This is a genomic window from Pseudomonas sivasensis (genome assembly GCF_052938085.1).
This window is the reverse complement of the sequence record NZ_CP176442.1, coordinates 5632995-5655913: the sequence shown is the minus strand read 5'-3', so window position 1 is coordinate 5655913 and position 22919 is coordinate 5632995. Positions and strand designations below refer to the sequence as shown.

General features: G+C 60.7%; 19 protein-coding genes and 1 riboswitch. Of the genes, 13 read left to right on the top strand and 6 right to left on the bottom strand.

Annotated elements, in window-relative coordinates:
- The first annotated feature begins 10 nt into the window (after positions 1-10).
- Positions 11-116, top strand: a riboswitch (TPP riboswitch).
- 147 nt (positions 117-263) lie between these two features.
- Positions 264-2153 (top strand): phosphomethylpyrimidine synthase ThiC, encoded by a 1890-nt coding sequence (gene thiC, locus ACKZ62_RS26115; RefSeq protein WP_095186077.1) that lies wholly within the window; start codon positions 264-266, stop codon positions 2151-2153.
- Between the two features lie 144 nt (positions 2154-2297).
- Complete coding sequence (gene cytX, locus ACKZ62_RS26110; protein WP_095186076.1) at positions 2298-3587, top strand: putative hydroxymethylpyrimidine transporter CytX; 1290 nt, start codon at positions 2298-2300, stop codon at positions 3585-3587.
- On the opposite strand, the gene ACKZ62_RS26105 is transcribed toward cytX, so the two are convergent.
- Positions 3556-4293: an RsiV family protein gene (locus ACKZ62_RS26105; RefSeq protein ID WP_032890438.1), complete on the bottom strand. Its 738-nt coding sequence runs from the start codon at positions 4291-4293 to the stop codon at positions 3556-3558. The two genes, cytX and ACKZ62_RS26105, sit on opposite strands and share 32 nt — an antisense overlap.
- 192 nt (positions 4294-4485) lie before the next feature.
- Here ACKZ62_RS26105 and ACKZ62_RS26100 point away from each other — a divergent pair, with 192 nt between their 5' ends.
- The 8 genes from ACKZ62_RS26100 to ACKZ62_RS26065 all read left to right on the top strand — a co-directional run bounded on the left by ACKZ62_RS26100 (position 4486) and on the right by ACKZ62_RS26065 (position 13294).
- Positions 4486-5103: an NUDIX domain-containing protein gene (locus ACKZ62_RS26100; protein ID WP_032890443.1), complete on the top strand. Its 618-nt coding sequence runs from the start codon at positions 4486-4488 to the stop codon at positions 5101-5103.
- Positions 5094-5543 (top strand): DUF1249 domain-containing protein, encoded by a 450-nt coding sequence (locus tag ACKZ62_RS26095; RefSeq protein ID WP_122753867.1) that lies wholly within the window; start codon positions 5094-5096, stop codon positions 5541-5543. The genes ACKZ62_RS26100 and ACKZ62_RS26095 overlap by 10 nt, the downstream gene beginning before the upstream one ends.
- Before the next feature lie 98 nt (positions 5544-5641).
- Positions 5642-6457 carry a 3',5'-cyclic-AMP phosphodiesterase gene (cpdA, locus tag ACKZ62_RS26090; protein WP_447096029.1) on the top strand — a complete coding sequence of 272 codons (816 nt, stop codon included), beginning with the start codon at positions 5642-5644 and terminating at the stop codon, positions 6455-6457.
- A 49-nt stretch (positions 6458-6506) separates the two neighbouring features.
- A complete protein-coding gene (locus ACKZ62_RS26085; protein ID WP_032890447.1) occupies positions 6507-7115 on the top strand; it encodes a YqiA/YcfP family alpha/beta fold hydrolase in 609 nt (202 codons plus the stop codon).
- Between the two features lie 54 nt (positions 7116-7169).
- Positions 7170-9074 (top strand): DNA topoisomerase IV subunit B, encoded by a 1905-nt coding sequence (parE, locus tag ACKZ62_RS26080; RefSeq protein WP_032890449.1) that lies wholly within the window; start codon positions 7170-7172, stop codon positions 9072-9074.
- Entirely contained in the window at positions 9074-10069 is a 996-nt protein-coding gene (locus ACKZ62_RS26075) for an esterase-like activity of phytase family protein (RefSeq protein ID WP_095186075.1), read from the top strand. Before parE ends, ACKZ62_RS26075 begins: the two co-directional genes overlap by 1 nt.
- Before the next feature lie 73 nt (positions 10070-10142).
- Positions 10143-12407, top strand: coding sequence for a DNA topoisomerase IV subunit A (gene parC / locus ACKZ62_RS26070; protein WP_447096028.1), 2265 nt, complete (start codon positions 10143-10145; stop codon positions 12405-12407).
- Positions 12408-12583: 176 nt separating this feature from the next.
- Positions 12584-13294 (top strand): PqiC family protein, encoded by a 711-nt coding sequence (locus tag ACKZ62_RS26065; RefSeq protein ID WP_032890454.1) that lies wholly within the window; start codon positions 12584-12586, stop codon positions 13292-13294.
- A 190-nt stretch (positions 13295-13484) separates the two neighbouring features.
- Here the strand turns inward: ACKZ62_RS26065 and ACKZ62_RS26060 are convergent, their stop codons facing one another.
- Positions 13485-15017: an AhpA/YtjB family protein gene (locus tag ACKZ62_RS26060; RefSeq protein WP_032890455.1), complete on the bottom strand. Its 1533-nt coding sequence runs from the start codon at positions 15015-15017 to the stop codon at positions 13485-13487.
- 133 nt (positions 15018-15150) lie between these two features.
- On the opposite strand from ACKZ62_RS26060, the gene serB reads away from it, so the two are divergent.
- A complete protein-coding gene (serB, locus tag ACKZ62_RS26055; RefSeq protein WP_032890457.1) occupies positions 15151-16365 on the top strand; it encodes a phosphoserine phosphatase SerB in 1215 nt (404 codons plus the stop codon).
- 110 nt (positions 16366-16475) lie between these two features.
- On the opposite strand, the gene asd is transcribed toward serB, so the two are convergent.
- Genes asd through ACKZ62_RS26040 form a run of 3 tightly spaced genes read right to left on the bottom strand, consistent with a single transcriptional unit; the run spans position 16476 to position 19760 of the window.
- Complete coding sequence (gene asd / locus ACKZ62_RS26050; RefSeq protein ID WP_095186073.1) at positions 16476-17336, bottom strand: archaetidylserine decarboxylase; 861 nt, start codon at positions 17334-17336, stop codon at positions 16476-16478.
- Between the two features lie 15 nt (positions 17337-17351).
- Complete coding sequence (locus ACKZ62_RS26045) at positions 17352-18167, bottom strand: rhodanese-like domain-containing protein (RefSeq protein ID WP_122753871.1); 816 nt, start codon at positions 18165-18167, stop codon at positions 17352-17354.
- A gap of 57 nt (positions 18168-18224) precedes the next feature.
- Complete coding sequence (locus ACKZ62_RS26040) at positions 18225-19760, bottom strand: HDOD domain-containing protein (RefSeq protein WP_032890462.1); 1536 nt, start codon at positions 19758-19760, stop codon at positions 18225-18227.
- A gap of 167 nt (positions 19761-19927) precedes the next feature.
- On the opposite strand from ACKZ62_RS26040, the gene motA reads away from it, so the two are divergent.
- Positions 19928-20779, top strand: a complete 852-nt coding sequence (gene motA, locus ACKZ62_RS26035; RefSeq protein ID WP_122764199.1) for a flagellar motor stator protein MotA — start codon at positions 19928-19930, stop codon at positions 20777-20779.
- A gap of 3 nt (positions 20780-20782) precedes the next feature.
- A complete protein-coding gene (motB, locus tag ACKZ62_RS26030; RefSeq protein WP_032890466.1) occupies positions 20783-21799 on the top strand; it encodes a flagellar motor protein MotB in 1017 nt (338 codons plus the stop codon).
- Positions 21800-21880: 81 nt separating this feature from the next.
- Here the strand turns inward: motB and rsgA are convergent, their stop codons facing one another.
- Positions 21881-22912, bottom strand: coding sequence for a small ribosomal subunit biogenesis GTPase RsgA (rsgA, locus tag ACKZ62_RS26025; protein ID WP_095186071.1), 1032 nt, complete (start codon positions 22910-22912; stop codon positions 21881-21883).
- Positions 22913-22919 lie beyond the last annotated feature (7 nt).

The window sequence follows — 22919 nt, the reverse complement described above, 5'->3', positions numbered from 1 at the left end:
TAGACTGGCCGCGTTCTTGTCGGGGTGCCTTGTTGGAAGGCTGAGATCGGTAAATACCGGATCCCGTTGAACCTGATCAGGTTAACGCCTGCGTAGGGAACAAGATTTCTCGTCACCCGGCGAGTCCTCTTGTGCTTCGTCCGGGATGCTGTTCGACAATCGAACAGTCCTCGTGCGCCAAGCACAGCACTGGTTTCAGTGCGTCCATCCGTCACAGGTTCGCTCCGACAAAAATCCACCGCCTGGATAAGTTGGAGCCCGTGATGACTACAAAACTAAAAAACACTGTGCATTTAAGTGAATCGGCCAAGGTCGACTCCGGCTCTGTGCAGCCGTTTACCCGCTCGCAAAAAATCTACGTGCAAGGCACTCGCCCGGACATTCGTGTGCCGATGCGTGAGATCAGCCTGGACGTGACCCCTACCGACTTTGGCGGTGAAATCAACGCACCCGTGGTGGTCTATGACACCTCCGGCCCGTACACCGACCCCAATGTAATCATCGACGTGCGTAAAGGCCTGGGCGATGTGCGCTCGCCGTGGATCGAAGTGCGCGGCGACACCGAGCGCCTGTCCGGCCTCAGCTCGCATTTCGGCCAGCAGCGCCTGAGCGATGCCGAACTGACCGCACTGCGCTTTGCCCATGTGAAAAATCCGCGCCGCGCCAAGGCCGGCGCCAACGTCACCCAGATGCACTACGCGCGCAAAGGCATCATCACCGCCGAGATGGAATACGTCGCCATCCGCGAAAACATGAAGCTCGAAGAAGCCCGCGCCAGTGGTCTGTTGGACCAGCAACACGCCGGCCACAGCTTCGGTGCCAGCGTGCCGAAAATCATCACCCCCGAGTTTGTGCGCGAAGAAATCGCCCGTGGCCGCGCAATTATCCCGGCCAACATCAACCACACCGAGTTGGAGCCGATGATCATCGGCCGTAACTTCCTGGTGAAGATCAACGGCAACATCGGCAACAGCGCCTTGGGTTCGTCCATCGAAGAAGAAGTGGCGAAACTCACCTGGGGCATTCGCTGGGGCTCGGACACCGTGATGGACCTGTCCACCGGCAAGCACATCCACGAAACCCGCGAGTGGATCATCCGTAACTCGCCAGTGCCAATCGGTACCGTGCCGATCTACCAGGCCCTGGAAAAAGTCGGCGGCGCCGCCGAAGACCTGACTTGGGAGCTGTTCCGCGACACCTTGATCGAACAGGCCGAGCAGGGCGTCGACTACTTCACCATCCACGCCGGCGTGCTGCTGCGCTACGTGCCGCTGACTGCCAAGCGCGTCACCGGCATCGTGTCCCGTGGCGGTTCGATCATGGCCAAGTGGTGCCTGGCGCACCACAAAGAGAACTTCACCTATACGCATTTCGACGAAATCTGCGAAATCATGAAGGCCTACGACGTCAGCTTCTCCCTCGGCGACGGCCTGCGCCCCGGCTCGATTGCCGACGCCAACGACGCCGCGCAGTTCGGCGAGCTGGAAACCCTGGGTGAACTGACCAAAACCGCCTGGAAGCACGACGTGCAAACCATGATCGAAGGCCCCGGCCACGTACCGATGCAGTTGATCAAAGAGAACATGGACAAGCAGCTGGAGTGCTGCGACGAGGCGCCGTTCTACACCCTCGGCCCACTGACCACCGACATCGCGCCGGGTTACGACCACATCACCTCCGGTATCGGTGCGGCGATGATCGGTTGGTTCGGTTGCGCCATGCTGTGCTACGTCACGCCCAAGGAACACCTGGGCCTGCCGAACAAGGATGACGTGAAGACCGGGATCATCACCTACAAGATCGCCGCCCATGCCGCCGACCTTGCCAAAGGCCACCCGGGCGCGCAGATCCGCGATAACGCCTTGAGCAAGGCGCGCTTCGAATTCCGCTGGGAAGACCAGTTCAACCTCGGCCTTGACCCTGATACCGCGCGCTCCTATCACGATGAAACCCTGCCGAAGGACTCGGCCAAGGTCGCGCATTTCTGCTCGATGTGCGGGCCGAAATTCTGCTCGATGAAAATCACCCAGGAAGTGCGTGAATACGCGGCCAACCAGCGCATTGAAGCGGTGGATGTGGACGTGGCCAAGGGCTTGGCGGAGCAGGCAGAGCGGTTCAAGCAGGAAGGTAGTCAGCTTTATAAGAAGGTCTGATCCGAGGTTGCAGGTGCTTTTAAGGGCCTCATCGGGGGCGGGCCTCCTCCCACACTTGAACGTGTTCGCCATTCAACATGTGGGAGGGGGCTTGCCCCCGATAGCAATCTTTCAAACAACACATGCCCCTCAGAGATAACACCCTTGAACATTCAACCGAGCACCTACTCACCGGACATCGCAGTCCCCCAAGACAAACGTGTCTTCGGCGCCCGCGACCTGTTCTCCCTATGGTTCTCCCTCGGCATTGGCCTGATGGTCCTGCAAACCGGCGCTTTGCTTGCGCCGGGGCTGGGCCTGTCGGGTTCATTGCTGGCAATCTTCCTCGGCACTCTGGTCGGCGTGTTGTTGCTGGCCGCCGTCGGCGTGATCGGCAGCGACACCGGCCTGTCCGCCATGGCGGCGCTCAAGCTCAGCCTCGGTGCCAAAGGCGCGAGCCTGCCCGCGTTGCTCAACTTGCTGCAGTTGATCGGCTGGGGTTCATTCGAAATCATTGTGATGCGCGATGCGGCCAGCCTGTTGGGTACGCGAGCATTCAGCGAGGGCAGCCTGCTGGCCAGCCCGTTGCTGTGGACGCTGTTTTTCGGCGGCTTGGCGACGCTGCTGGCAGTCAGCGGTCCATTGACCTTTGTGCGTCAGATCCTGCGCAAATGGGGCATCTGGCTGCTGCTCGCCGCCTGTCTGTGGCTCACCTGGAACTTGTTCGCCAAGGCTGATTTGGCCGCGCTATGGGCTCAGGTCGGTGATGGTTCGATGCCGTTCGCCGTGGGCTTCGATATTGCCATCGCCATGCCGCTGTCCTGGTTACCGCTGATTGCCGATTACTCGCGTTTTGGTAAGCGCGCTAAAAGCGTGTTCGGCGGCACCGCGGTGGGCTTCTTTATCGGTAATTTCTGGCTGATGAGCCTGGGCGTGGCCTACACCCTGGCATTTGCGCCGAGCGGTGAAGTGAACGCGCTGCTCCTGGCTTTGGCTGGCGCCGGCCTGGGGATTCCGCTGCTGCTGATCTTGTTGGACGAGTCGGAAAATGCTTTTGCCGATATTCACTCGGCGGCGGTGTCCAGCGGGGTTCTGTTGCGCTTGAAAGTCGAGCATCTGGCGTTGGCCATCGGTGTCATCTGCACCTTGATCGCCTGTTTCGCGCCGTTGGCCCAGTACCAGAACTTCCTGCTATTGATCGGCTCAGTGTTTGCGCCGTTGTTCGGCGTGGTGCTGGTGGATCATTTCATCCTGCGCCGTCGTGGTCAGGGTGTGGTTGCCGGCCTGCGTTGGCCGGCGCTGTTGGCCTGGTTAGGTGGCATTGCCACTTACCATCTGTTGGCCAATCTGTACCCGGATGTCGGCGCAACCCTGCCGGCGCTGGTGCTGGCAGGGCTGCTGCAGTTCATCCTGGGTCGGGCCTTCAGCGGCGTGCGGGTACCAGCTCAGGCTTGAGAATGCCGTCCAGCCGCGAGTAGGGAATCTGCAACTCGACATGGCCCAAGGCATACGGCGCGATGGTGGTGGTGGGGTACTTGAGGACCACGCCACCATAGGTCAGCGCAACGTTCGGGGTTTTCTGGAAGGGGTAGGTTTTCACAAACTCCGGCTCCAGGCTCAGGCGGGTGCTGATCAACCAACTGTTGTGTGCCACTTGGGCGGCTTTCCAGAAGGCGTCCTCTTTACCCGGCAGTAGCATGTCGGTGAGCGAGAGGGCCTTTTGCTGCTGGCGCGAATAGTTGATGAATGCGCGGCCCGGCTCGCCATGGGTGGCGCCCTGGTCCAGATAGCTGGACAGTTCGATGATCACCAAGCCGTCATGCTGCTCCCGTACCTTGGCCTGCAAATACATGCTGTTGCTTGGGGCCGCGGTTTTCAGGAATTGCTCGCGATAGGTCTCAAGGCTGGTCGGCAGCGGGTTGGCGCCGGTCATTTCCAGTAGGCGCTGTTCGATCAGCGCGTCCAGCTTGGGTTCCTTGGCGAAGTGCACGGTGTCGATATTCACCAGCGCGCAATCGGCGCTGGCGCAGCCCGGCCGGGTTTGTTCAGTGGTGTCGCGGGTGGCTTCCAGCGGGGTACGCCAGTTGGGTTGGAACAAGCTTTGGCAGGCGCCGAGGGTCAAGGCGATGCAGGCCACGGAGGCGATTTTTAAAAGCGACATGGGTGTCCTTCGTCTATCGATAAGAGCGAAATTGTGCAGCTTCGACTACCAGCAAGGCAGTCAGTTCGCCACTAAGCTGATTAGAGTGAGTTTGACGCCCGCCGTCTATCCCGGCAACCGGAAAGGGGCTGCATCCGAGGGCGGGAGCGCGTTAGGATGGCGCGAATTGCTCAGGCATAACGAGGAAGGGATATGACGGACACAGCAAAATCGACGCCGAGCACAATCGAAATTGTTCAGCGCGACAATGCCTACAAGGGCTTCTACCAGCTTGATCGCGTGCAACTGCGCCACGAAAAATTCGATGGCGGCATGAGCCGGGTGATCAACCGCGAAGTCTTCGTCCGTCACGACGCGGTGTGTGTCTTGCCGTACGACCCGCAGCGCGATGAAGTGGTGTTGATCGAGCAGTTCCGTGTAGGCGCCATGGGCCGCAGCAACAACCCTTGGCTGGTGGAAATGGTCGCGGGCCTGATCGACAAGGATGAAGAGCCGGAGGAGGTTGCACACCGCGAAGCCGAGGAGGAAGCTGGGCTGACGTTCTCCGCACTGTGGCCGATTACCAAGTATTTCCCGTCGCCCGGTGGCAGTACCGAGTTTGTGCATTTGTACCTGGGCCGTTGCGAGAGCGCCGGTGCAGGTGGTGTCCATGGATTGGAAGAAGAGGCAGAAGATATCCGCGTCACCGTCTGGGCCTTCGAAGATGCCCTGCAAGCGGTGCGCGACGGCAAGATTTCCAACGCAGCCAGCATTATCGCCCTGCAATGGCTTGCGCTTAATCGCGCGGAAGTGAGGGGGTTATGGCAGTAAAGGTACGGGAACGTTATCGAGTCGACTTGATCGGGCTGCAAGCCGCCTGCGAAGCCAACTATGCGCGGCTGATGCGCCTGTTGCCCGATATGCGCCACGCCCCCGAGGCACGGCGTATCGGCGTAACCCATGGCGACCAAATGCTCGGCGTACTGGCCCTGGAAGTTATCGTCAACTGTCCGTACACCACCACCCTGCGCGTTCGTCAGGAGCACAGCCTGCCTTGGCTGCCGGTGCCGCAACTGGAAGTGCAGGTTTACCACGACGCCCGCATGGCCGAAGTGATCAGCGCCGAACATGCACGACGCTTCCGCAGCATCTATCCTTACCCAAATGTGTTCATGCACCAGCCCGATGAGAAAGCACAGCTCAATGTGTTCCTCGGCGAGTGGTTGAGCCATTGCCTGGCTCTGGGTCATGAGTTTGAGGTCGTGCGGTAGATGTGAACTGCGTCTGCTTCCTTGGGTTTCCTCTTTGCGTTCTGCCCCAGCATAATCGCCCCAATTGTCTATTCCTGTGATTGCCTTGGGAGAGCGCCTTGCCGAGCGTATCCACCGTGAACCCCGATGCGCCGGCGTTGCTGGTGCAACTGTCCGACAGCCACCTGTTTGCCGAGGCCGACGGCACGCTGCTGGGTATGAATACCCGTGAGAGCCTGCGGCGTGTAATTGAGTTGGTGTGCCAGCAACAGCCGCAAATCGACCTGATAGTGGCTACCGGGGACTTGTCCCAGGACGGCACGCTGGAGTCGTACCAGCAATTTCGCGACATGACCGCATCCATCGGCGCCCCTGCCCGCTGGATTCCCGGTAACCACGACGAGCCGCAAATCATGGCGCACGCCGCTGCGCACAGCGACCTGCTTGAACCGGTGGTGGATGTGGGCAACTGGCGCATCACATTGCTGGACTCTGCCGTACCGGGCTCGGTGCCAGGCTACCTTCAGGACTCGCAACTGCAATTGCTGGCCCAAGCCCTGAGTGAAGCCCCCGGCCGTCATCATCTGGTGTGCTTTCACCATCACCCAGTGTCTTTCGGCTGTGCGTGGATGGACCCCATCGGCCTGCGCAATCCCGAAGCGTTGTTTGCCGTGCTGGACCGCTTTCCCCAAGTCAGGGCAGTGCTCTGGGGGCATGTGCATCAGGAAATCGACCGCGAACGTAATGGCGTGCGCTTGCTAGCGTCGCCGTCTACGTGCATCCAGTTCGCGCCGGGCAGCGAGGACTTCAAGGTCAGTGAGCAGGCGCCGGGGTATCGTTGGTTGCGTTTGCATGCCAACGGGCGGCTGGAGACCGGGGTAGAGCGCTTGGTCGGGTTCGCGTTTACGGTGGATTACGGTAGCAACGGCTACTGAGATTTACCTGTAAACTGCGCGCTTTTGGCGCAAGCACGGAGAGCCCGGTATGTCTGCTTCGATCCTGTATATCCACGGTTTCAACAGTGCGCCGGCGTCCAACAAGGCCAGCCAGCTCATCACCGTGATGAACAGCCTCGGCCTGGCCGACCAACTGCGCGTGCCGGCGCTGCATCACCACCCCCGTCAGGCAATTCCTCAGTTGGAGCAAGCCATTGCCCAACTGGGGCGGCCACTGCTGGTCGGCAGCTCACTCGGCGGCTACTATGCAACCCATCTTGCCGAGCGCCATGGCCTCAAGGCGCTGCTGGTCAACCCGGCGGTGAGCCCCCATCGGATGTTCGACGGCTACCTGGGCACCCAGAAGAACCTCTACACCGATGAAACCTGGGAACTGACCCACGACCACGTCACGGCACTCGCCGAGTTGGAAGTGCCGGCACCCCAGGATGCTGCGCGTTATCAGGTGTGGTTGCAGACCGGGGATGAAACCCTGGATTATCGCCTCGCCCAACAGTATTACCGGGCCTGCGCCTTGCGCATCCAGGCCGGTGGCGACCATGGTTACCAAGGGTTCGCCCAGCAATTGCCGGCGCTGTTGAGCTTTGCCGGCATTGGCGCAGATCAGTATCAATCCTTCGATTTTTCGGCACTGTAATTGCCTTGAAAACCGCAGGTTACTTTTTAATCGAACGACTCACGACGAGACCCCATGGCCACTCCCAGCGCTAGCTCTTATAACGCCGACGCCATCGAAGTCCTCTCGGGCCTCGACCCGGTGCGCAAACGCCCCGGCATGTACACCGACACCAGCCGGCCGAATCACCTCGCCCAGGAAGTCATCGACAACAGCGTTGACGAAGCCTTGGCCGGGCACGCGAAGTCGGTGCACGTCATTCTCCACGCTGACCACTCCCTCGAAGTGTCCGACGATGGTCGCGGCATGCCCGTGGACATTCACCCGGAAGAGGGCGTGTCAGGCGTCGAGCTGATCCTCACCAAGCTGCACGCCGGCGGTAAGTTCTCCAACAAGAACTACCAGTTTTCCGGTGGCTTGCACGGTGTGGGTATTTCCGTGGTCAACGCCCTGTCGACGCTGGTGCGGGTCAAGGTCAAGCGCGACGGCAACGAGTACCAGATGACCTTCGCCGATGGCTACAAAGCCACCGACCTCGAAGTGATCGGCACTGTGGGCAAGCGCAATACCGGTACCAGCGTGTACTTCGCGCCGGACCCGAAATACTTCGATTCGCCGAAATTCTCCATCAGCCGCCTCAAACACGTACTCAAGGCCAAGGCCGTGTTGTGCCCGGGCCTGCTGGTGACCTTTGAAGACAAAGGCACCGGTGAGAAGGTCGAGTGGCATTACGAAGACGGCCTGCGCTCTTATCTGGAAGATTCCGTCAGCGACTTCGAGCGCCTGCCCAACGAGCCGTTTTGCGGCAGTCTGGCCGGCAATAAAGAAGCCGTCGACTGGGCGCTGCTGTGGTTGCCCGAGGGCGGCGACAGCGTGCAGGAAAGCTACGTCAACCTGATTCCCACGGCTCAGGGCGGCACCCACGTCAATGGTTTGCGCCAGGGCCTGCTCGATGCCATGCGCGAATTCTGCGAATACCGCAGCCTGCTGCCGCGCGGCGTGAAGCTGGCGCCGGAAGACGTGTGGGAGCGCATTGCGTTCGTGCTGTCGATGAAAATGCAGGAACCGCAGTTCTCCGGCCAGACCAAAGAGCGTCTGTCGTCCCGCGAGGCGGCGGCGTTTGTCTCTGGTGTGGTTAAGGACGCCTTCAGCCTGTGGCTCAACGAGCATCCTGAGCTGGGCTTGGCCTTGGCTGAACTGGCGATCAATAACGCCGGCCGTCGCCTCAAAGCCAGTAAGAAGGTTGAACGCAAGCGCATCACCCAAGGCCCGGCACTGCCAGGCAAACTGGCCGATTGCGCGGGGCAGGACCCGATGCGCTCCGAACTGTTCCTGGTGGAGGGTGACTCCGCCGGCGGTTCCGCCAAACAAGCGCGGGACAAGGAATTCCAGGCGATCCTGCCGTTACGCGGCAAGATTCTTAACACTTGGGAAGTCGACGGCAGCGAAGTCCTGGCCAGCCAGGAAGTGCACAACATCGCCGTGGCCATTGGTGTCGACCCAGGTTCTGCGGATATCGCCCAACTGCGTTACGGCAAGATCTGCATCCTCGCCGACGCCGACTCCGACGGGCTGCACATCGCCACGTTGCTCTGTGCCCTGTTCGTGCAGCACTTCCGCCCGTTGGTGGATGCCGGTCACGTCTACGTCGCCATGCCGCCGCTGTATCGCATCGACCTGGGCAAGGAGATTTTCTATGCCCTGGATGAAGCGGAGCGCGATGGCATCCTCGACCGCCTGGTGGCCGAGAAGAAACGTGGCAAGCCGCAGGTCACGCGATTCAAAGGTCTGGGTGAAATGAACCCGCCACAATTGCGTGAAACCACCATGGACCCCAACACCCGGCGCCTGGTGCAGTTGACCCTGGAAGACTACGCCGCCACCTCGGAAATGATGGACATGCTGCTGGCGAAGAAACGCGCGCCGGACCGCAAGTCCTGGCTGGAATCCAAAGGCAACCTGGCCGAGGTGGTGGGCTGATGCGCACAGGCGTCGCCCTGGCGATCCTGATGATGAGCGGGCTGGCGGCCACCCCGGTGGTTGCTGCGCCCGTGGCAGAGCTCAAACTCGTGTCCGAGCACCCGGTGGATGGCATGCGCGGCGGCAATCTGTCGGGTCTGGCTGTGTGCGGCAAGGAATTGTGGACGGTTTCCGACCGTGACGACGATCAGATCTACCGTCTGGATATCAGCGCGCCGACCTGGCAGGCAGAAACAGTGAAAATCGAAGTCCCGCCCGTGCCAGAGTCCGGTCTGCCTTGGGGGCTGCGTTCGCGCACCACGGCTGCTTCGTTTATTCGCGGTGGCGACCTGGACTTTGAAGGGATCAGCTGCGATGTTGCCGGTAATCGCTACATCGTCAGTGAAGCCCATGCGGCAGTGCTGCAAGTGCCTGCCACCGGCGCACCTGAATGGCTGAAAATTGCCCCAAGCATGGTGCGTGAGGCCCGGGCCAGTGGCATGTTGCTGCACTTCAATGCGCTGTTTGAAGGCTTGGCGGTGAACCCTGAAGGCAATCAAATCTGGCTGGCGGCCGAGCGTGAGCGGCGTGGCTTAATTTCCATCAAGCGTGGGCAAAGCCTGTGGAGTTGTGAGGGCCCTTGCGTGTTGTTAAGTGAGGCCGGCCAGGAGGTACAACCGGCTAAATTCACCGACGCCAAGCCCGTGTCCAAGGATTTCGCTGATCTCTCCCTGTTCAACGGCAAGCTGTTTACGCTGGAGCGCAACGCGTTCCAGATTTGCCGGCGCGATGCGGTCACCGCCAAGGTCGAGCTGTGCTGGTCGTTTGCCGACGAAACCCTGGTGCCCGAGCGGCGTTATGCCCAGCCCTATGGTCTTGCCGAAGCCCTTGTGGTTGATGCTGAAGGCGCGTGGCTGGGTATCGACAACAACTTCGGCCCTCGCGCCGATGGTGAAAAACGCCCGGTGGTCTATCGTTTTGCCGCCCCGGTCGGCGGCTGGAGTGCCCAGCCGTGAATGATCAAACACTTGAATTGACTCAGCGCAGCGGCATTTCCGCTGCGCCTTACCAAACAATGATGAGGCCCGCATGAGTGACATCCTCGCAGACAGCTTAGACGGCGTAGAACGCCGGTCGCTGGCTGACTTCACCGAAAATGCCTACCTCAACTACTCCATGTACGTGATCATGGACCGCGCGTTGCCGCATATCGGCGACGGCCTCAAGCCCGTACAGCGGCGCATTATCTACGCCATGAGTGAGTTGGGCCTGGATGCCGATTCCAAGCACAAGAAATCGGCGCGTACCGTCGGTGACGTGCTGGGTAAGTTCCACCCCCATGGCGACTCGGCGTGCTACGAAGCCATGGTGCTGATGGCCCAACCGTTCAGCTACCGCTACACGCTGGTGGACGGCCAGGGTAACTGGGGTGCGCCGGATGATCCTAAGTCCTTCGCCGCGATGCGTTACACCGAGGCGCGGTTGTCGCGTTACTCGGAAGTGCTGCTCAGCGAACTGGGCCAGGGTACTGCGGATTGGGGTCCGAACTTCGACGGCACACTGGACGAGCCTCTGGTGTTGCCGGCACGTTTGCCGAATATCCTGCTCAATGGCACCACCGGTATCGCGGTCGGCATGGCCACCGACGTACCGCCGCACAACCTGCGGGAAGTCGCCACCGCCTGCGTACGCTTGCTGGATGAGCCAAAGGCGACCGTCGAGCAGCTCTGTGAGCATATCCAGGGCCCGGACTACCCGACCGAAGCGGAAATCATCACGCCGCGCGCCGACCTGCTGAAGATGTACGAAACCGGCAAGGGCTCGGTGCGCATGCGCGCTGTGTACCACATTGAGGACGGCGACATTATCGTCACCGCTCTGCCGCATCAGGTGTCGGGCGCCAAAGTGTTGGAGCAGATTGCTGCGCTGATGCAGGCCAAACCGTCGAAACTGCCCCAGGTCGCCGACCTGCGTGACGAGTCCGACCACGAAAACCCATGCCGTATCGTGATCATCCCGACCAACAGCCGGGTCGATCACGAAGTGCTGATGCAGCACCTGTTCGCCAGTACCGATCTTGAGTCCAGCTACCGGGTCAACATCAACATCATCGGTCTGGACGGTAAGCCGCAGCTGAAAAACCTGCGCAACCTGCTGGTGGAGTGGTTGGAGTTCCGCGTACAAACCGTTCGTCGCCGCCTGCAATTCCGCTTGGACAAGGTCGAGCGCCGCCTGCACCTGTTGGACGGCTTGCTGATTGCCTATCTCAACCTGGATGAAGTGATTCACATCATCCGTACCGCCGAGCACCCGAAAGCCGAATTGATCGCGCGCTTCGAGCTGAGCGAGATCCAGGCTGACTACATCCTCGACACCCGCTTGCGTCAATTGGCGCGACTGGAAGAAATGAAACTGCGCGACGAGCAAGACGCGTTGCTTAAGGAGCAAGCCAAGCTGCAAGCCCTGTTGGGCAGTGAAGCCAAGCTGAAAAAGCTGGTGCGTACCGAGCTGATCAAAGACGCCGAAACCTACGGCGATGAACGTCGTTCGCCAATCGTGCAGCGTGCTGAAGCGAAGGCGCTGACAGAAACCGAACTGCTGCCAAACGAGAAAATTACCGTCGTTCTGTCGGAAAAGGGTTGGGTTCGTTCGGCCAAGGGGCATGATATTGACGCCACTGGCTTGTCGTACAAAGCGGGTGATGGTTTTAAAACCGCCGCGGCCGGGCGTTCTAACCAGTTTGCGGTGTTTATCGACTCGACGGGGCGCAGCTATTCAGTGCCGGCGCACACCTTGCCGTCAGCACGGGGGCAGGGCGAACCGTTGACCGGGCGTCTAACGCCGCCACCAGGGGCGAATTTTGAATGCGTGCTGCTGCCGGACGATGACTCGCTGTACGTCATCGCCTCCGACGCCGGTTACGGGTTTGTGGTCAAGGGTGAAGACCTGCAGGCCAAGAACAAGGCGGGCAAGGCGTTGTTGAGCCTGCCGAATAACGCCAAGGTGATCCTGCCGCGACCGGTAGATGACCGTGAGAGCAATTGGCTGGCTTCAGTGACCACCGAAGGGCGTCTGCTGGTGTTCAAGATCAGCGATCTACCCCAGCTGGGCAAAGGCAAGGGCAACAAGATTATTGGTATTTCAGGGGAGCGGGTGGCCAGTCGCGAAGAGTACGTGACCGACATCGCGGTGATCCCGGAAGGTTCCACCCTGGTGCTCCAGGCCGGCAAGCGCACGTTGTCATTGCGCCCTGACGACCTTGAACACTACAAGGGCGAGCGTGGTCGTCGCGGTAATAAACTGCCTCGCGGCTTCCAGCGTGTGGATGCTTTGCTGGTGGAAACGCCGGTTTAAGGCGTATTAGAGCCCTCGATCTACGATTTAAAGCGTAGATCGACTCTTTGGCGCTGGAGTCATGGCGCATATTCACGGATGATATGGCCTTTCCAGCGCCGGCGTGGCCGAGCGTGTTTAGGTTATTTTTAGTATTACATTGTGGTTCGCCTTGTGGCAGCCACCTGGATGGGATGATGACTGCTCCACGCCTTCCTTTATTTTTGATGCTCGCTGGCCTTTTGGGGTTGGCGGGTTGCAGCACACACCAACCGGTGTCGCTGTACCAGCTGGACAGCGGAAGTCCAGCGCAACCTGCACAAAGTGCCGGTATGGCAGTTCTGCTGGGCCCGGTGGTCGTTGCCGACTACCTGCAACGCGAAACCCTGCTGCAGCGTCAGAATGACGGTAGCCTGCAAGGTTCCACCGATGGTCGTTGGGCGGGTAGCCTGTCTTCGGATATCAACCAGTTGGTATTGCGCCAAGTCGCGGGCCATCTCGATAGCCAGCGCGTGGTACTGGCACCCGCACCGACGGGTTTCAGCCCGGATGTGCAGGTGCTACTGACCATTACGCGCCTCGACTCGGGTGTGTCGCAACCGGCAATCCTGGATGCACAGTGGCGCTTGATCGACCGTCGTGGCCAGGTGCGCGATAACCGTATCGTGCACCTGCAGGAAGAACACACCGGTTCCACGGCATCCCAGGTCCAGGCCCAGGGCGTGCTGTTGCAGCACTTGGCACAGCAGTTGTCGGTGGCCCTCAAGCCACTGGCCAACCAGCCGCCGATTGCCGAGGCGCCGCGCAAGCAAGCTCCGGCGGTACAGGCCAAGCCAGCAGAGCCGCAGAAGCCGAAGATGCCGATGGCTACGCCCATTCGTACGGATATGGAAGTGTTCAGGTTCTGATCTGAAACAGCTTCAACAAAAAAGGCCCGCTGACTTAGCGGGCCTTTTTGTTTGTGGAGATATAAGTCACGGCGCAGATCAAGTGTGGAAGGGGGGCTTGTCCCTGGTAGCGTTGGTTCAGTTAATGATGTGCTAACTGATGCTCCGCAGTCGGGGGTAAGCCCCCTCCCAATTGGTTTGGCGGTGTTCTTCAGGGCTTGGAGCGAGTCTCATGCATCCGCGCCAACTGGCGTTCAAGCATCGAGGGATACGGCTCCATCAACCGCTCCACACAGCTTGCGCCTTCAGGGCTGGCAATCGGTCGGATGCGAGCGCGTTGGCGGATCAGCGTGTCTTCACTGATCTTGCGCTCCACCAGCAGCAGGTTGCGGCTGTGTTGCGACAGGGCCAGGGCGTCTTGGGCGATTTCGGTCAGCAGCAGATCGATCTGGCTCATGCCGAACAGGTCGTCACCTACCGTCAAGCCAAGTTGCAGTTGCAGGGTGATGCCGCTGTCCGCCACTTCGATCTGCAGGGCATGGCCCAGGGCGCGCAGCAGTTCGCCGCAGCAGATGGCGTTGGTCAGGTAGTCTTCGCCGCTGTCTTCGCTGTGGAACAGCATCAGCGTGCTGCCATCGTTCAGGGTGTGCAGTTCGCTCTGGTACAGCGAGGCCGCTTGGTCGAGGCAATCGCGATAGCGTTCCAGCAGTTCCGTCAGGCGTGCGCGGGGCAGGCGGCGCAGTTGGTCCTGGGCACCCAGTTGCACGGCCAATACGGCGCTGTGCTGGGGCTCGGTGTTCCTCGCAGGTACCGGTTTCGGCGCGACGGCCGGGCTGTTGGCCGAGGTGTCGCGCAGGTCGGCGAACGGGTCTTCATCGTCCAGCTCGTCTTCTTCAGCCTGGATGACCTTGCGTGTTGCAGGCTTGAGGCCTGCCACCGGGGTGCTTTCGTCGAAGCCAGGATCACGCAGGTCGCGCACTTCAAACTCGGGCTCGTCGTCGTAATCGGTGTCGTCGAACTCAGGTTCCGGCTCCACTTCACGAACCACTGGCTCCGGGGCGAAGCTGGCGTGGAGTTGGCGGGCGAGGTCGCCGATTTCGTCCTGGCGGTCGGTGGCTGGCGTGTGTTCGTCGATGTCCCGTAACCAGATGCGCAGTTGCATCAATGGCGTAGAAATGTGCCGACCCAGCCGCAGGCTTAAGGCCAAGGCCAGTGCCAGCAGGATTGCGCTGAGGATGCCCATGCTTTGCAGGCTGATGGTCATCGGCTGCTGGAATTGCTGCATGTCCAGGCTGATGCGCAGTTGGCCGGCCTTCACATCCTGGAACGTGATGTTGCTCTGGTACAGGCCTTCGGCTTCACCCAGCAGGCCGTTTTTCGGGCGTTGCCCGGCTTCGGCCATGATCCGGTTGTCCACGCTGTAGATGGCGGCGTGGGCCACCAGCGGGTTTTTGGTCAGGTTGTTGAGCAGCACGTTGAGGCTGAGGATGTCGTTGGACACCAACAGCTCAGTCGCCGAGGTGGCGGTCTGGGTCGTCAAGCTCTCGCCCAGGGCGTCGGCTTGCTCGTGCATGGCCTGTTTGAACTGCAAACCCATCACGCAGGCGTAGATCACCAGGGCCAAGGCCACCAGGATCACGTTATGGCTGGCGATGCGTAATGCGATCGGTACACGGCGGTGGCGCAGTGCCCGGAAGATCAGCAGGAAGAAGTTATCGGTTTTTACTGGCGTGGGCCGGTTCACTTGCGCTCGGCTCTCGGTCCGTGAAGTTGACGCGCAGTATAGCGACAGGCCTAGGACCGGCAAAGCGCTGGCTGTGCCCGATGGTCACTGAAAGTGGGTAGAATGCGGTTTTTTTCCAGCCTGGGGGTGCGCCTTGCGCGAAATTGTCCTGATTAACATCACCGGTGAAGACCGCCCGGGTCTTACCGCCGCCATTACCGGTGTTCTGGCCCAGGGTGGTGTGAACATTCTCGACATTGGCCAGGCAGTGATCCACGACACCCTGTCGTTCGGCATCCTGGTGGAAATCCCCAGCACCGAACAGGCCTCGTCCGTACTCAAGGACATCCTGTTTACGGCGTATAAGCTGGATCAACAGGTGCGTTTCACCCCTGTTTCCGAAGACGACTACCAGCATTGGGTGGCTGGCCAAGGGAAGAAACGCCATATCGTCACGTTACTGACCCGAAAGGTCACCGCCGAACAACTGCAGCGCGTCAGCTCCATTACCGCGCAGTATGGTTTGAATATCGACCATATCGACCGTCTGTCGGGGCGCATGCCGCTGGACACGCCGGCAGATCAGGGCAAGGGCTGCATCGAGTTCTCCGTTCGCGGCGAGCCGGCCGATCCGCAGGCCCTGCGCGCCGAATTCCTTAGCGTTGCCCAGGAGCTGAATGTCGACATCGCGTTCCAGGAAGATTCGCTGTTCCGTCGTAACCGTCGCCTGGCGGTATTCGACATGGACTCCACGCTGATCGAAGCAGAAGTCATCGACGAACTGGCCAAAGCCGCCGGCGTGGGCGAGCAGGTTTCCGCGATCACCGAGCGCGCCATGGCCGGCGAGCTGGACTTCCGCGCCAGCTTCAAGGAGCGCCTGGCACTGCTCAAAGGCCTGGATGTCAGCGTGCTGGACTCCATCGGCGCCTCGCTACGCCTGACGGAAGGTGCCGAAACCCTGTTCGCCGAACTCAAGCGTCTGGGTTACAAGACTGCGATCCTGTCCGGCGGCTTCACCTACTTTGCCAAGCAATTGCAGGCAAAGCTGGGCATCGACTATGTGTTCGCCAACGAGCTGGAAGTGGTCGATGGCAAGGTGACCGGCGTCGCGGTCGAGCCGATTGTCGACGCGCAGCGCAAGGCGGATCTGCTGAAGGAATTGGCACACAAGGAAGGTTTGCGTCTGGAGCAGACCATTGCGGTCGGCGACGGGGCGAATGACTTGCCGATGCTGGCGATCGCCGGTTTGGGTGTGGCGTTCCGCGCCAAGCCATTGGTCAAACAATCGGCCAAGCAGGCGATTTCGACCTTGGGGTTGGATGGCGTGCTCTATCTGCTGGGCTTTCGCGACCGCGACGGTCAGCTGTAACTGACTAAATGTGGGAGGGTGCTTGCCCCCGATGGTAGTGGTTCAGTCACTGATGTGTTGACTGATTCCCCGCTATCGGGAGCAAGCCCCCTCCCACATTGGGTTCGGTGTCAGGCTTTAGGTAAAGCGATACCTTGGCCCATCTGCACTGGCGAACCCGCCACCAGTTCTTCAGCCCACTTCACCTGATCCGGCCCAAACAGCACAATCGCGGTCGAACCCAACTTGAAGCGACCCAGCTCCGCACCTTTTTCCAGATGAATAGGCGCACGCGCCGCTTCGTCGTAGCGGAAGGTTTTCAGTTCGCGCTTCGGTGGGGTCACCAGGCCAGCCCATACGGTTTCAATCGACGCGACGATCATCGCACCCACCAACACGACGGCCATCGGACCGCGCTCGGTGTCGAAGATGCAGGCAACACGCTCGTTACGCGCAAACAGCTCCGGCACATTTTCGGCGGTGGTCTGGTTTACCGAGAAGATACGGCCTGGGATATAGACCATTTCCCGCAGGGTGCCAGCCAATGGCATGTGCACACGGTGGTAGTCCTTCGGCGACAGATAAACCGTTGCGAAGTCCCCGCCCATGAACGGTGCCGACAAGGCCGCATCGCCACCCAGCAACTCCAGCACGCTAAAGCTGTGGCCTTTAGCCTGGAACACACGCCCATGCTCAATCGGACCAAGCTGGCTGACCGCGCCATCGGCGGGGCTGAGCACCGCGCCTGGGGTTTGATCCAGCGGGCGCGCGCCATCTTTGAGGGCGCGTGTGAAGAAGGCGTTGAAGTGCTCGTAGGCGGTCACGTCTTCAACCAACGCCTGGGACATGTCTACTTGGTAGCGTTTAGCGAACCAGGTGGTGAAAGCGTTCTTGAACCAACGCACGCGGCACTCGGCAATGCAGCCCGCGAGGCGCGACAGCAAATGGTGCGGCAGCAAGTACTGGCTGAGGATAAACAACTGCTTTTTCATAACTGTCCTTAAACCTTAAATCTCAACGGGGGTGTCGGGGTGGTTGCCCCATTCGCCCCAGGAACCGGCATAACCTTTGACTCGGGGATAACCGAGCGCCTTGGCCACCAGGTAGGTGAAGCCAGAGCGGTGGTGAGTCTGGCAGTGGGTGATGATTTCTTTATCTTTCGTCAGCCCGAGGTCTTCGAGGATCTGCGGCATGTCGCGGCGGATACGCAGGTTGCGTGCCTTGTCCATGCCGGCAGTCCATTCGAAATTTACCGCGCCGGGGATGTGCCCGCCTTTGGCGGCGAGTACCTTCTCGCCGGAATATTCCAGCGGGCCGCGTGCGTCCCAGATACCCAGGTCGGCCGCGCCGAGACGGCTTTGCAGGTATTCGCGGGTGGCCGTGGGGCCGTCATGCAGCGTGAGCCTGACGGGGCCGCCGACGGGGCCGGGCACTTCGGTGGAAACGGGGTATTTCTCTTCCAGCCAGGCCAGCAGGCCGCCGTCGAGGTAGTGGTATTTCTGGTGGCCGATTACGTCGAGCAGCCAGATAAAGCGCCCGGCCCAGCCGCCGCCTTCGTCGTCGTACACCACGTAGGTGGCGTCGGGCGTGTGGCCCAATTCGCCGAAGAGTTTTTCCAGGTCGGCTTTATTGGGCAGCAGGCCGGGGGCCGGCGGCTGGCCCAGTTGGGTGCGCTTGGGGTCAACGAAATGCGCGCCGGGGATATGCCCTTCGGCGTAGCGGGCGGCACTGGTGAGGTCCACCAGAATCAGGTGTTCGGCATCCAGTTGACCGAGCAGGTCGCTGGATTCGATCACCAGCGGCAAGCCAGAGAAGTCAGGCATGTGAGGTCTCCTGGGCACAAATGTTGGCGATAAAGGACGGCGATTGTAGCGCAAGCATCAGGCGCTGCGGTTGGTAAAGCTGTGCAGGGCTTTCTCTATGCACTGGGCGGTTTTGCCGAAAGCCTGCACGGTGGTTTCCGAAAACGGTCCGCCGCCCTGGTCGGCGACCATCAGCATTACCACGCGGCCGTTGCAGCTCATCGAACGCAACAGCAGGTGTTCGCCTGTGAACAGACGGCGCAGGATCGGCGGCAGCAAGGCCGAGAACTGCGCGTGGTTATCCGGCGTGAGGCGTACTTGGGCGGATTTCTCCAGCAGGCGCTGTAGCAGCGTGCTGTTGACCACGTCCAGGCTCAGGTTGGCGGCGTCTTTGGGCAGACCGTCGGCCTGGTGCACGCGCAAGGTGCTCAGGGCGCGATCGGCCATGAACAACAAGACTCGCTGCATGCCGCTGGCCACCAGAGCTTCCTTGGCGCAGGTGGTCAAATGCATGGCGTTGGCAAAGCGGCTTGGTTCCAACAGCAGTTCGGTGCAGCGGTTACGCCACACGGCCAGGGCCTCGGCAGTCGGTGGCGGCGCCGGCAGCAGGCCGCGATGAATCTTCTGCACATTCCACGGCCAGATCAGCGACAGCGCCGGGTGCCAGAGGTCGGGCATTAGAGTGCTGCGGGCGCTGGTGACGGCTTGTTGGTGAGATTGTTGCTGCACTTCAGCCAGCGGTTGCTGCAAATACAGCGCGGTAAGGTATTGCCAGCGTTGAGTGTGCGGGCAGGTCCAGGACTCTTGGGCTGACATCGCCAGGCCGTTGGCTAGCAGCACGGTATTGGCCGGCTGGTTCAGCCAACGGCGCAGGTTGGGTTCGGCGTCTAGCAATTGCTGATGGCGCAATGAGTCGTCTTCACGGGCGATATGAAGTGCCTTGACCAGCAAGCGTTGCTCGTTCAACAGCAGGTTATAGCCCTGGGATACCCAGATCGGTAGGTGCCAGGCTTCGGTCAGGCCTAGGCACAGGTCCAGCAGGCGCACGCCGAACAGCTCCTGCTCGACTTTGCGTGCAGGCTCGCCCTTGTGGATGACACGCAGTTCCCACTCTTCAAGGAGCTTGGGGTAGGCAACGGCCATCGGCCACAGCGGCGACAGAAACAGCAGGCTACCCCAGTGGATGTCTTGCCAAAGCCGCGCCAGACGACTGCCGAACAGACCGTTGGCTTGCTGCGACGCGTGCTGGCTCACCAGCAACAGTTGACGCAATGCTACGGGAATCTCTTGGGCGGGCACCGAGGGCAGGCGCGCCAGCAGTTCCTCGGCGCGCTTGAGGCCCAGGCGATTGAGCGCTACTTCGAGGTTTTCCGCCGGCTCCGCCAGGCTGCCATGGTTATGGCTGTTGGCCTCGCGCATGACGCTGAGTACCAAAGCCGGGCTGTTTTGCATCAGCTCGGCAATATCTCGCAACGAACTGCGGCTGTCGCGGATGGCTTTGCACACACGGTCGTGGCTGGCCTGGGGAACTGGCAGCAGCACGTCGTCCAGGCGCTTGATCCAAGCGGCGAGAGAGATAGGTCTTACAGATGGGACTGTCGTTTCATTAGCCATGATTGGGGCGCGATCATCACTTGCGGTCAACACGCCCGGAGCGGGCCGAACTGGCTTTTCGCCTTAACGGGCTATAGTCTGGCGCAGTTTTGCCGATAAGAGGAACAAGAGTTTTCCAGTTCCCCCAAATATGTCCATGAACCCGACGGCGCAAGTACTCATCTCCTATGGCTAAAATTATCGGCATCATCGTCGTCTTCGCGAGCGTGCTCGGCGGGTACGTCCTGTCCCACGGTAAAATTGCGGCACTGATCCAGCCTTTCGAGGTGATGATCATTGGCGGTGCTGCACTGGGCGCTTTCCTTCAGGCCAACCCCGGTTACATGACTATGCACGTGGTCAAGAAATCGCTGGCCATGTTCGGTTCGCGCTTCACTCATACCTTCTACCTGGAAGTGCTGGGCCTGGTGTACGAGATCCTCAACAAGAGCCGCCGCGAAGGCATGATGGCCATTGAGGCCGACATCGAGGACGCCTCTGCCAGCCCGATTTTTGCCAAGTACCCGGCCGTGCTCAAAGACGAGCGCATGACCGCCTATATCTGCGATTACCTGCGCATCATGTCCTCCGGCAACATGGCTCCCCATGAGCTGGAAGGCCTGTTCGACATGGAATTGTTCAGCCTTAAAGAAGAGCTGGAGCATCCTTCCCACGCCGTGACCGGCATCGCCGACGGCATGCCCGGCTTTGGTATCGTCGCGGCGGTACTCGGTATCGTGGTGACCATGGCCTCCCTGGGCGAGGGCGATCAGGCGGCCATCGGTATGCACGTAGGTGCGGCGCTGGTGGGTACCTTCTTCGGTATTCTCGCCGCTTACGGTTTCTTCGGCCCGCTGGCCACCTCCCTGGCTCACGATGCCAAGGAAGAAATCAACCTGTACGAATCGATCAAGGCCAGTCTGGTAGCGTCCGCGTCCGGCATGCCGCCATCGTTGGCAGTGGAGTTCGGTCGCAAGGTCTTGTACCCGAAGCATCGCCCAAGTTTCGCCGAGCTGGAACAAGCGGTTCGCGGTCGCTAAGCCATGGAAAACAACCAGCCGATAATCATCAAGCGCGTCAAGCGCTTCGCTGCGGGGCACCATGGCGGCGCCTGGAAAATCGCCTTCGCCGACTTTGCGACGGCGATGATGGCGTTCTTCCTGGTGCTGTGGCTGATGTCGACCGCCACGCCCGAACAGAAGATCGCCATCGCCGGTTACTTCAAAGACCCGATTGGCTTCTCGGAGAGTGGCACGCCCTTTGTGATCGACCTGGGCGGCTCGCCGCAGTTGGCACCTGAGCGCACCATCAATCCAGAGGTCAAGACCGAATCGCCTCAGGAGAACATCCCGATCGAGCGCGACACCGTCGAGAGCATGGCTGAACAGGTTGAGCAGGAACGCCTGGAGCTGTTGCTGCAAGAGTTGCAGACCAAGGTGGATGAAAATCCGCAGTTGCTGAAATTCAAGGATCAGATCTCGTTCGAGATCACTCCGGAAGGCTTGCGCATCCAGATCACTGATGCCGCAAACCGGCCGATGTTCGATTCCGGCAGTGCGCGGCTGAAGCCGTACTTCGAAGACATCCTGCTGGCCATGGCTGACACCATCAAGGCAGTGCCGAACAAGATAAGCATCAGCGGCCACACGGACGCCAAGCCGTATGCCGGCCAGGGTGACTTCGGCAACTGGGAACTCTCGGCCAACCGCGCCAACGCTGCCCGTCGTGCGTTGGTGGCAGGCAGCTACCCCGACCCGCAAGTGGCGCGCGTGGTGGGTTTTGCCTCCTCGCAGCTATTTGAACCCAAGGATCCGTTCAATCCGATTAACCGGCGCATTGATATCGTCGTGCTGACCAAGAAGGCTCAGCGTGCGATAGAAGGTGATCAGCCACCTGTCGTGCCAACCCCAGGTGCGGGCGCGCCGGGCGAAGTGCCGGTTGACCCGAATGCCATTCCGCCAGGGCAGGAGCCGTTGCCGGCCCATGAACTGCGGCAGAAGCTGAACCTGTTTGACGATGGTGGGATGAAGGATCCTACGGCGCCTAAGACGGGCTCGTAAGTTCTTTTGCGGTTGTGATGAGCGGGGCAAGCCCGCTCATCACCAAAAGCCCGCTCACCCGCAACGCGGCGGGCGGGCGGTTTAGTAACTGCTCTCGGGCAAGCTCGCAATAATCGACCGATAGCTGTTCATCCGCTGCTGCTGCACACGGCCATCGTCCAGGGCCTTGAGCAACGCACAGCCCGGCTCGCGGTCGTGTTTGCAGTCGCGGAAGCGGCACGTACCGATCAGGTCGTTGAACTCGATAAAGCCCGCTTCCACATCGCTGCGGCTGACGTGGCCGAGGCCGAATTCGCGAATGCCTGGGGAGTCGATCAGCTCACCGCCGCCGGGGAAGTGGAACAATCGCGCGGTGGTGGTCGTATGAGTGCCCTGGCCGGACAGTTCCGACAGCGGGCCTACACGGGTGTCGACTTCCGGCAGCAGGCTGTTGACCAGCGATGACTTGCCAACGCCCGACTGGCCGACAAACACACTGATGCGTCCGTCCAACTGCTGTTGCAGCTGTTCCATGCCGTTGCCGTGGTGAGCCGAGACTTCCAGCACTGGGTAACCCAAGGTGCGGTAGACCGCCAGCAACGCGTTGAGCGCTGGGGCGTTCTGTTCGTCGATCAGGTCGAATTTGTTCAGCAGCAACAGCGGGCGAATACCCGCATGCTCAGCCGCCACCAAATAGCGGTCGATCAGGTTGGCATGGGGCTCGGGCAACGGTGCGAACACGATCACGATCATGTCGACGTTGGCCGCTACCGGCTTGAGTTGGCCGCGGCTGTCAGGACGACGCAGTTCGGTGGTGCGCGGCAGTTGGGCGACGATCACGCCGATGCCCTGGTTGCCGGCGCGCCACACCACCTTGTCGCCGGTGACCAGTGCAGGCAGGTTGGCGCGCAAGTGGCAGCGGGATACTTGGCCTGCGAGTTCGCCTTCCAGCGCCTCGACTTCGACCTGCACACCAAAGTGCGCGATCACCAGGCCCGTTTGCTCGGGGCCCAGGTCGCCGCCCTCGAGCGCTTCCACGGCGGAGGATTCACGTTTGGCGGCGCGTGCGGCGCGCTCACCTTGAATCTTTTCGATGCGCCAGTTTTGGCGACGGTTGAGCTGGCGTTTGGCCATTGGTGTT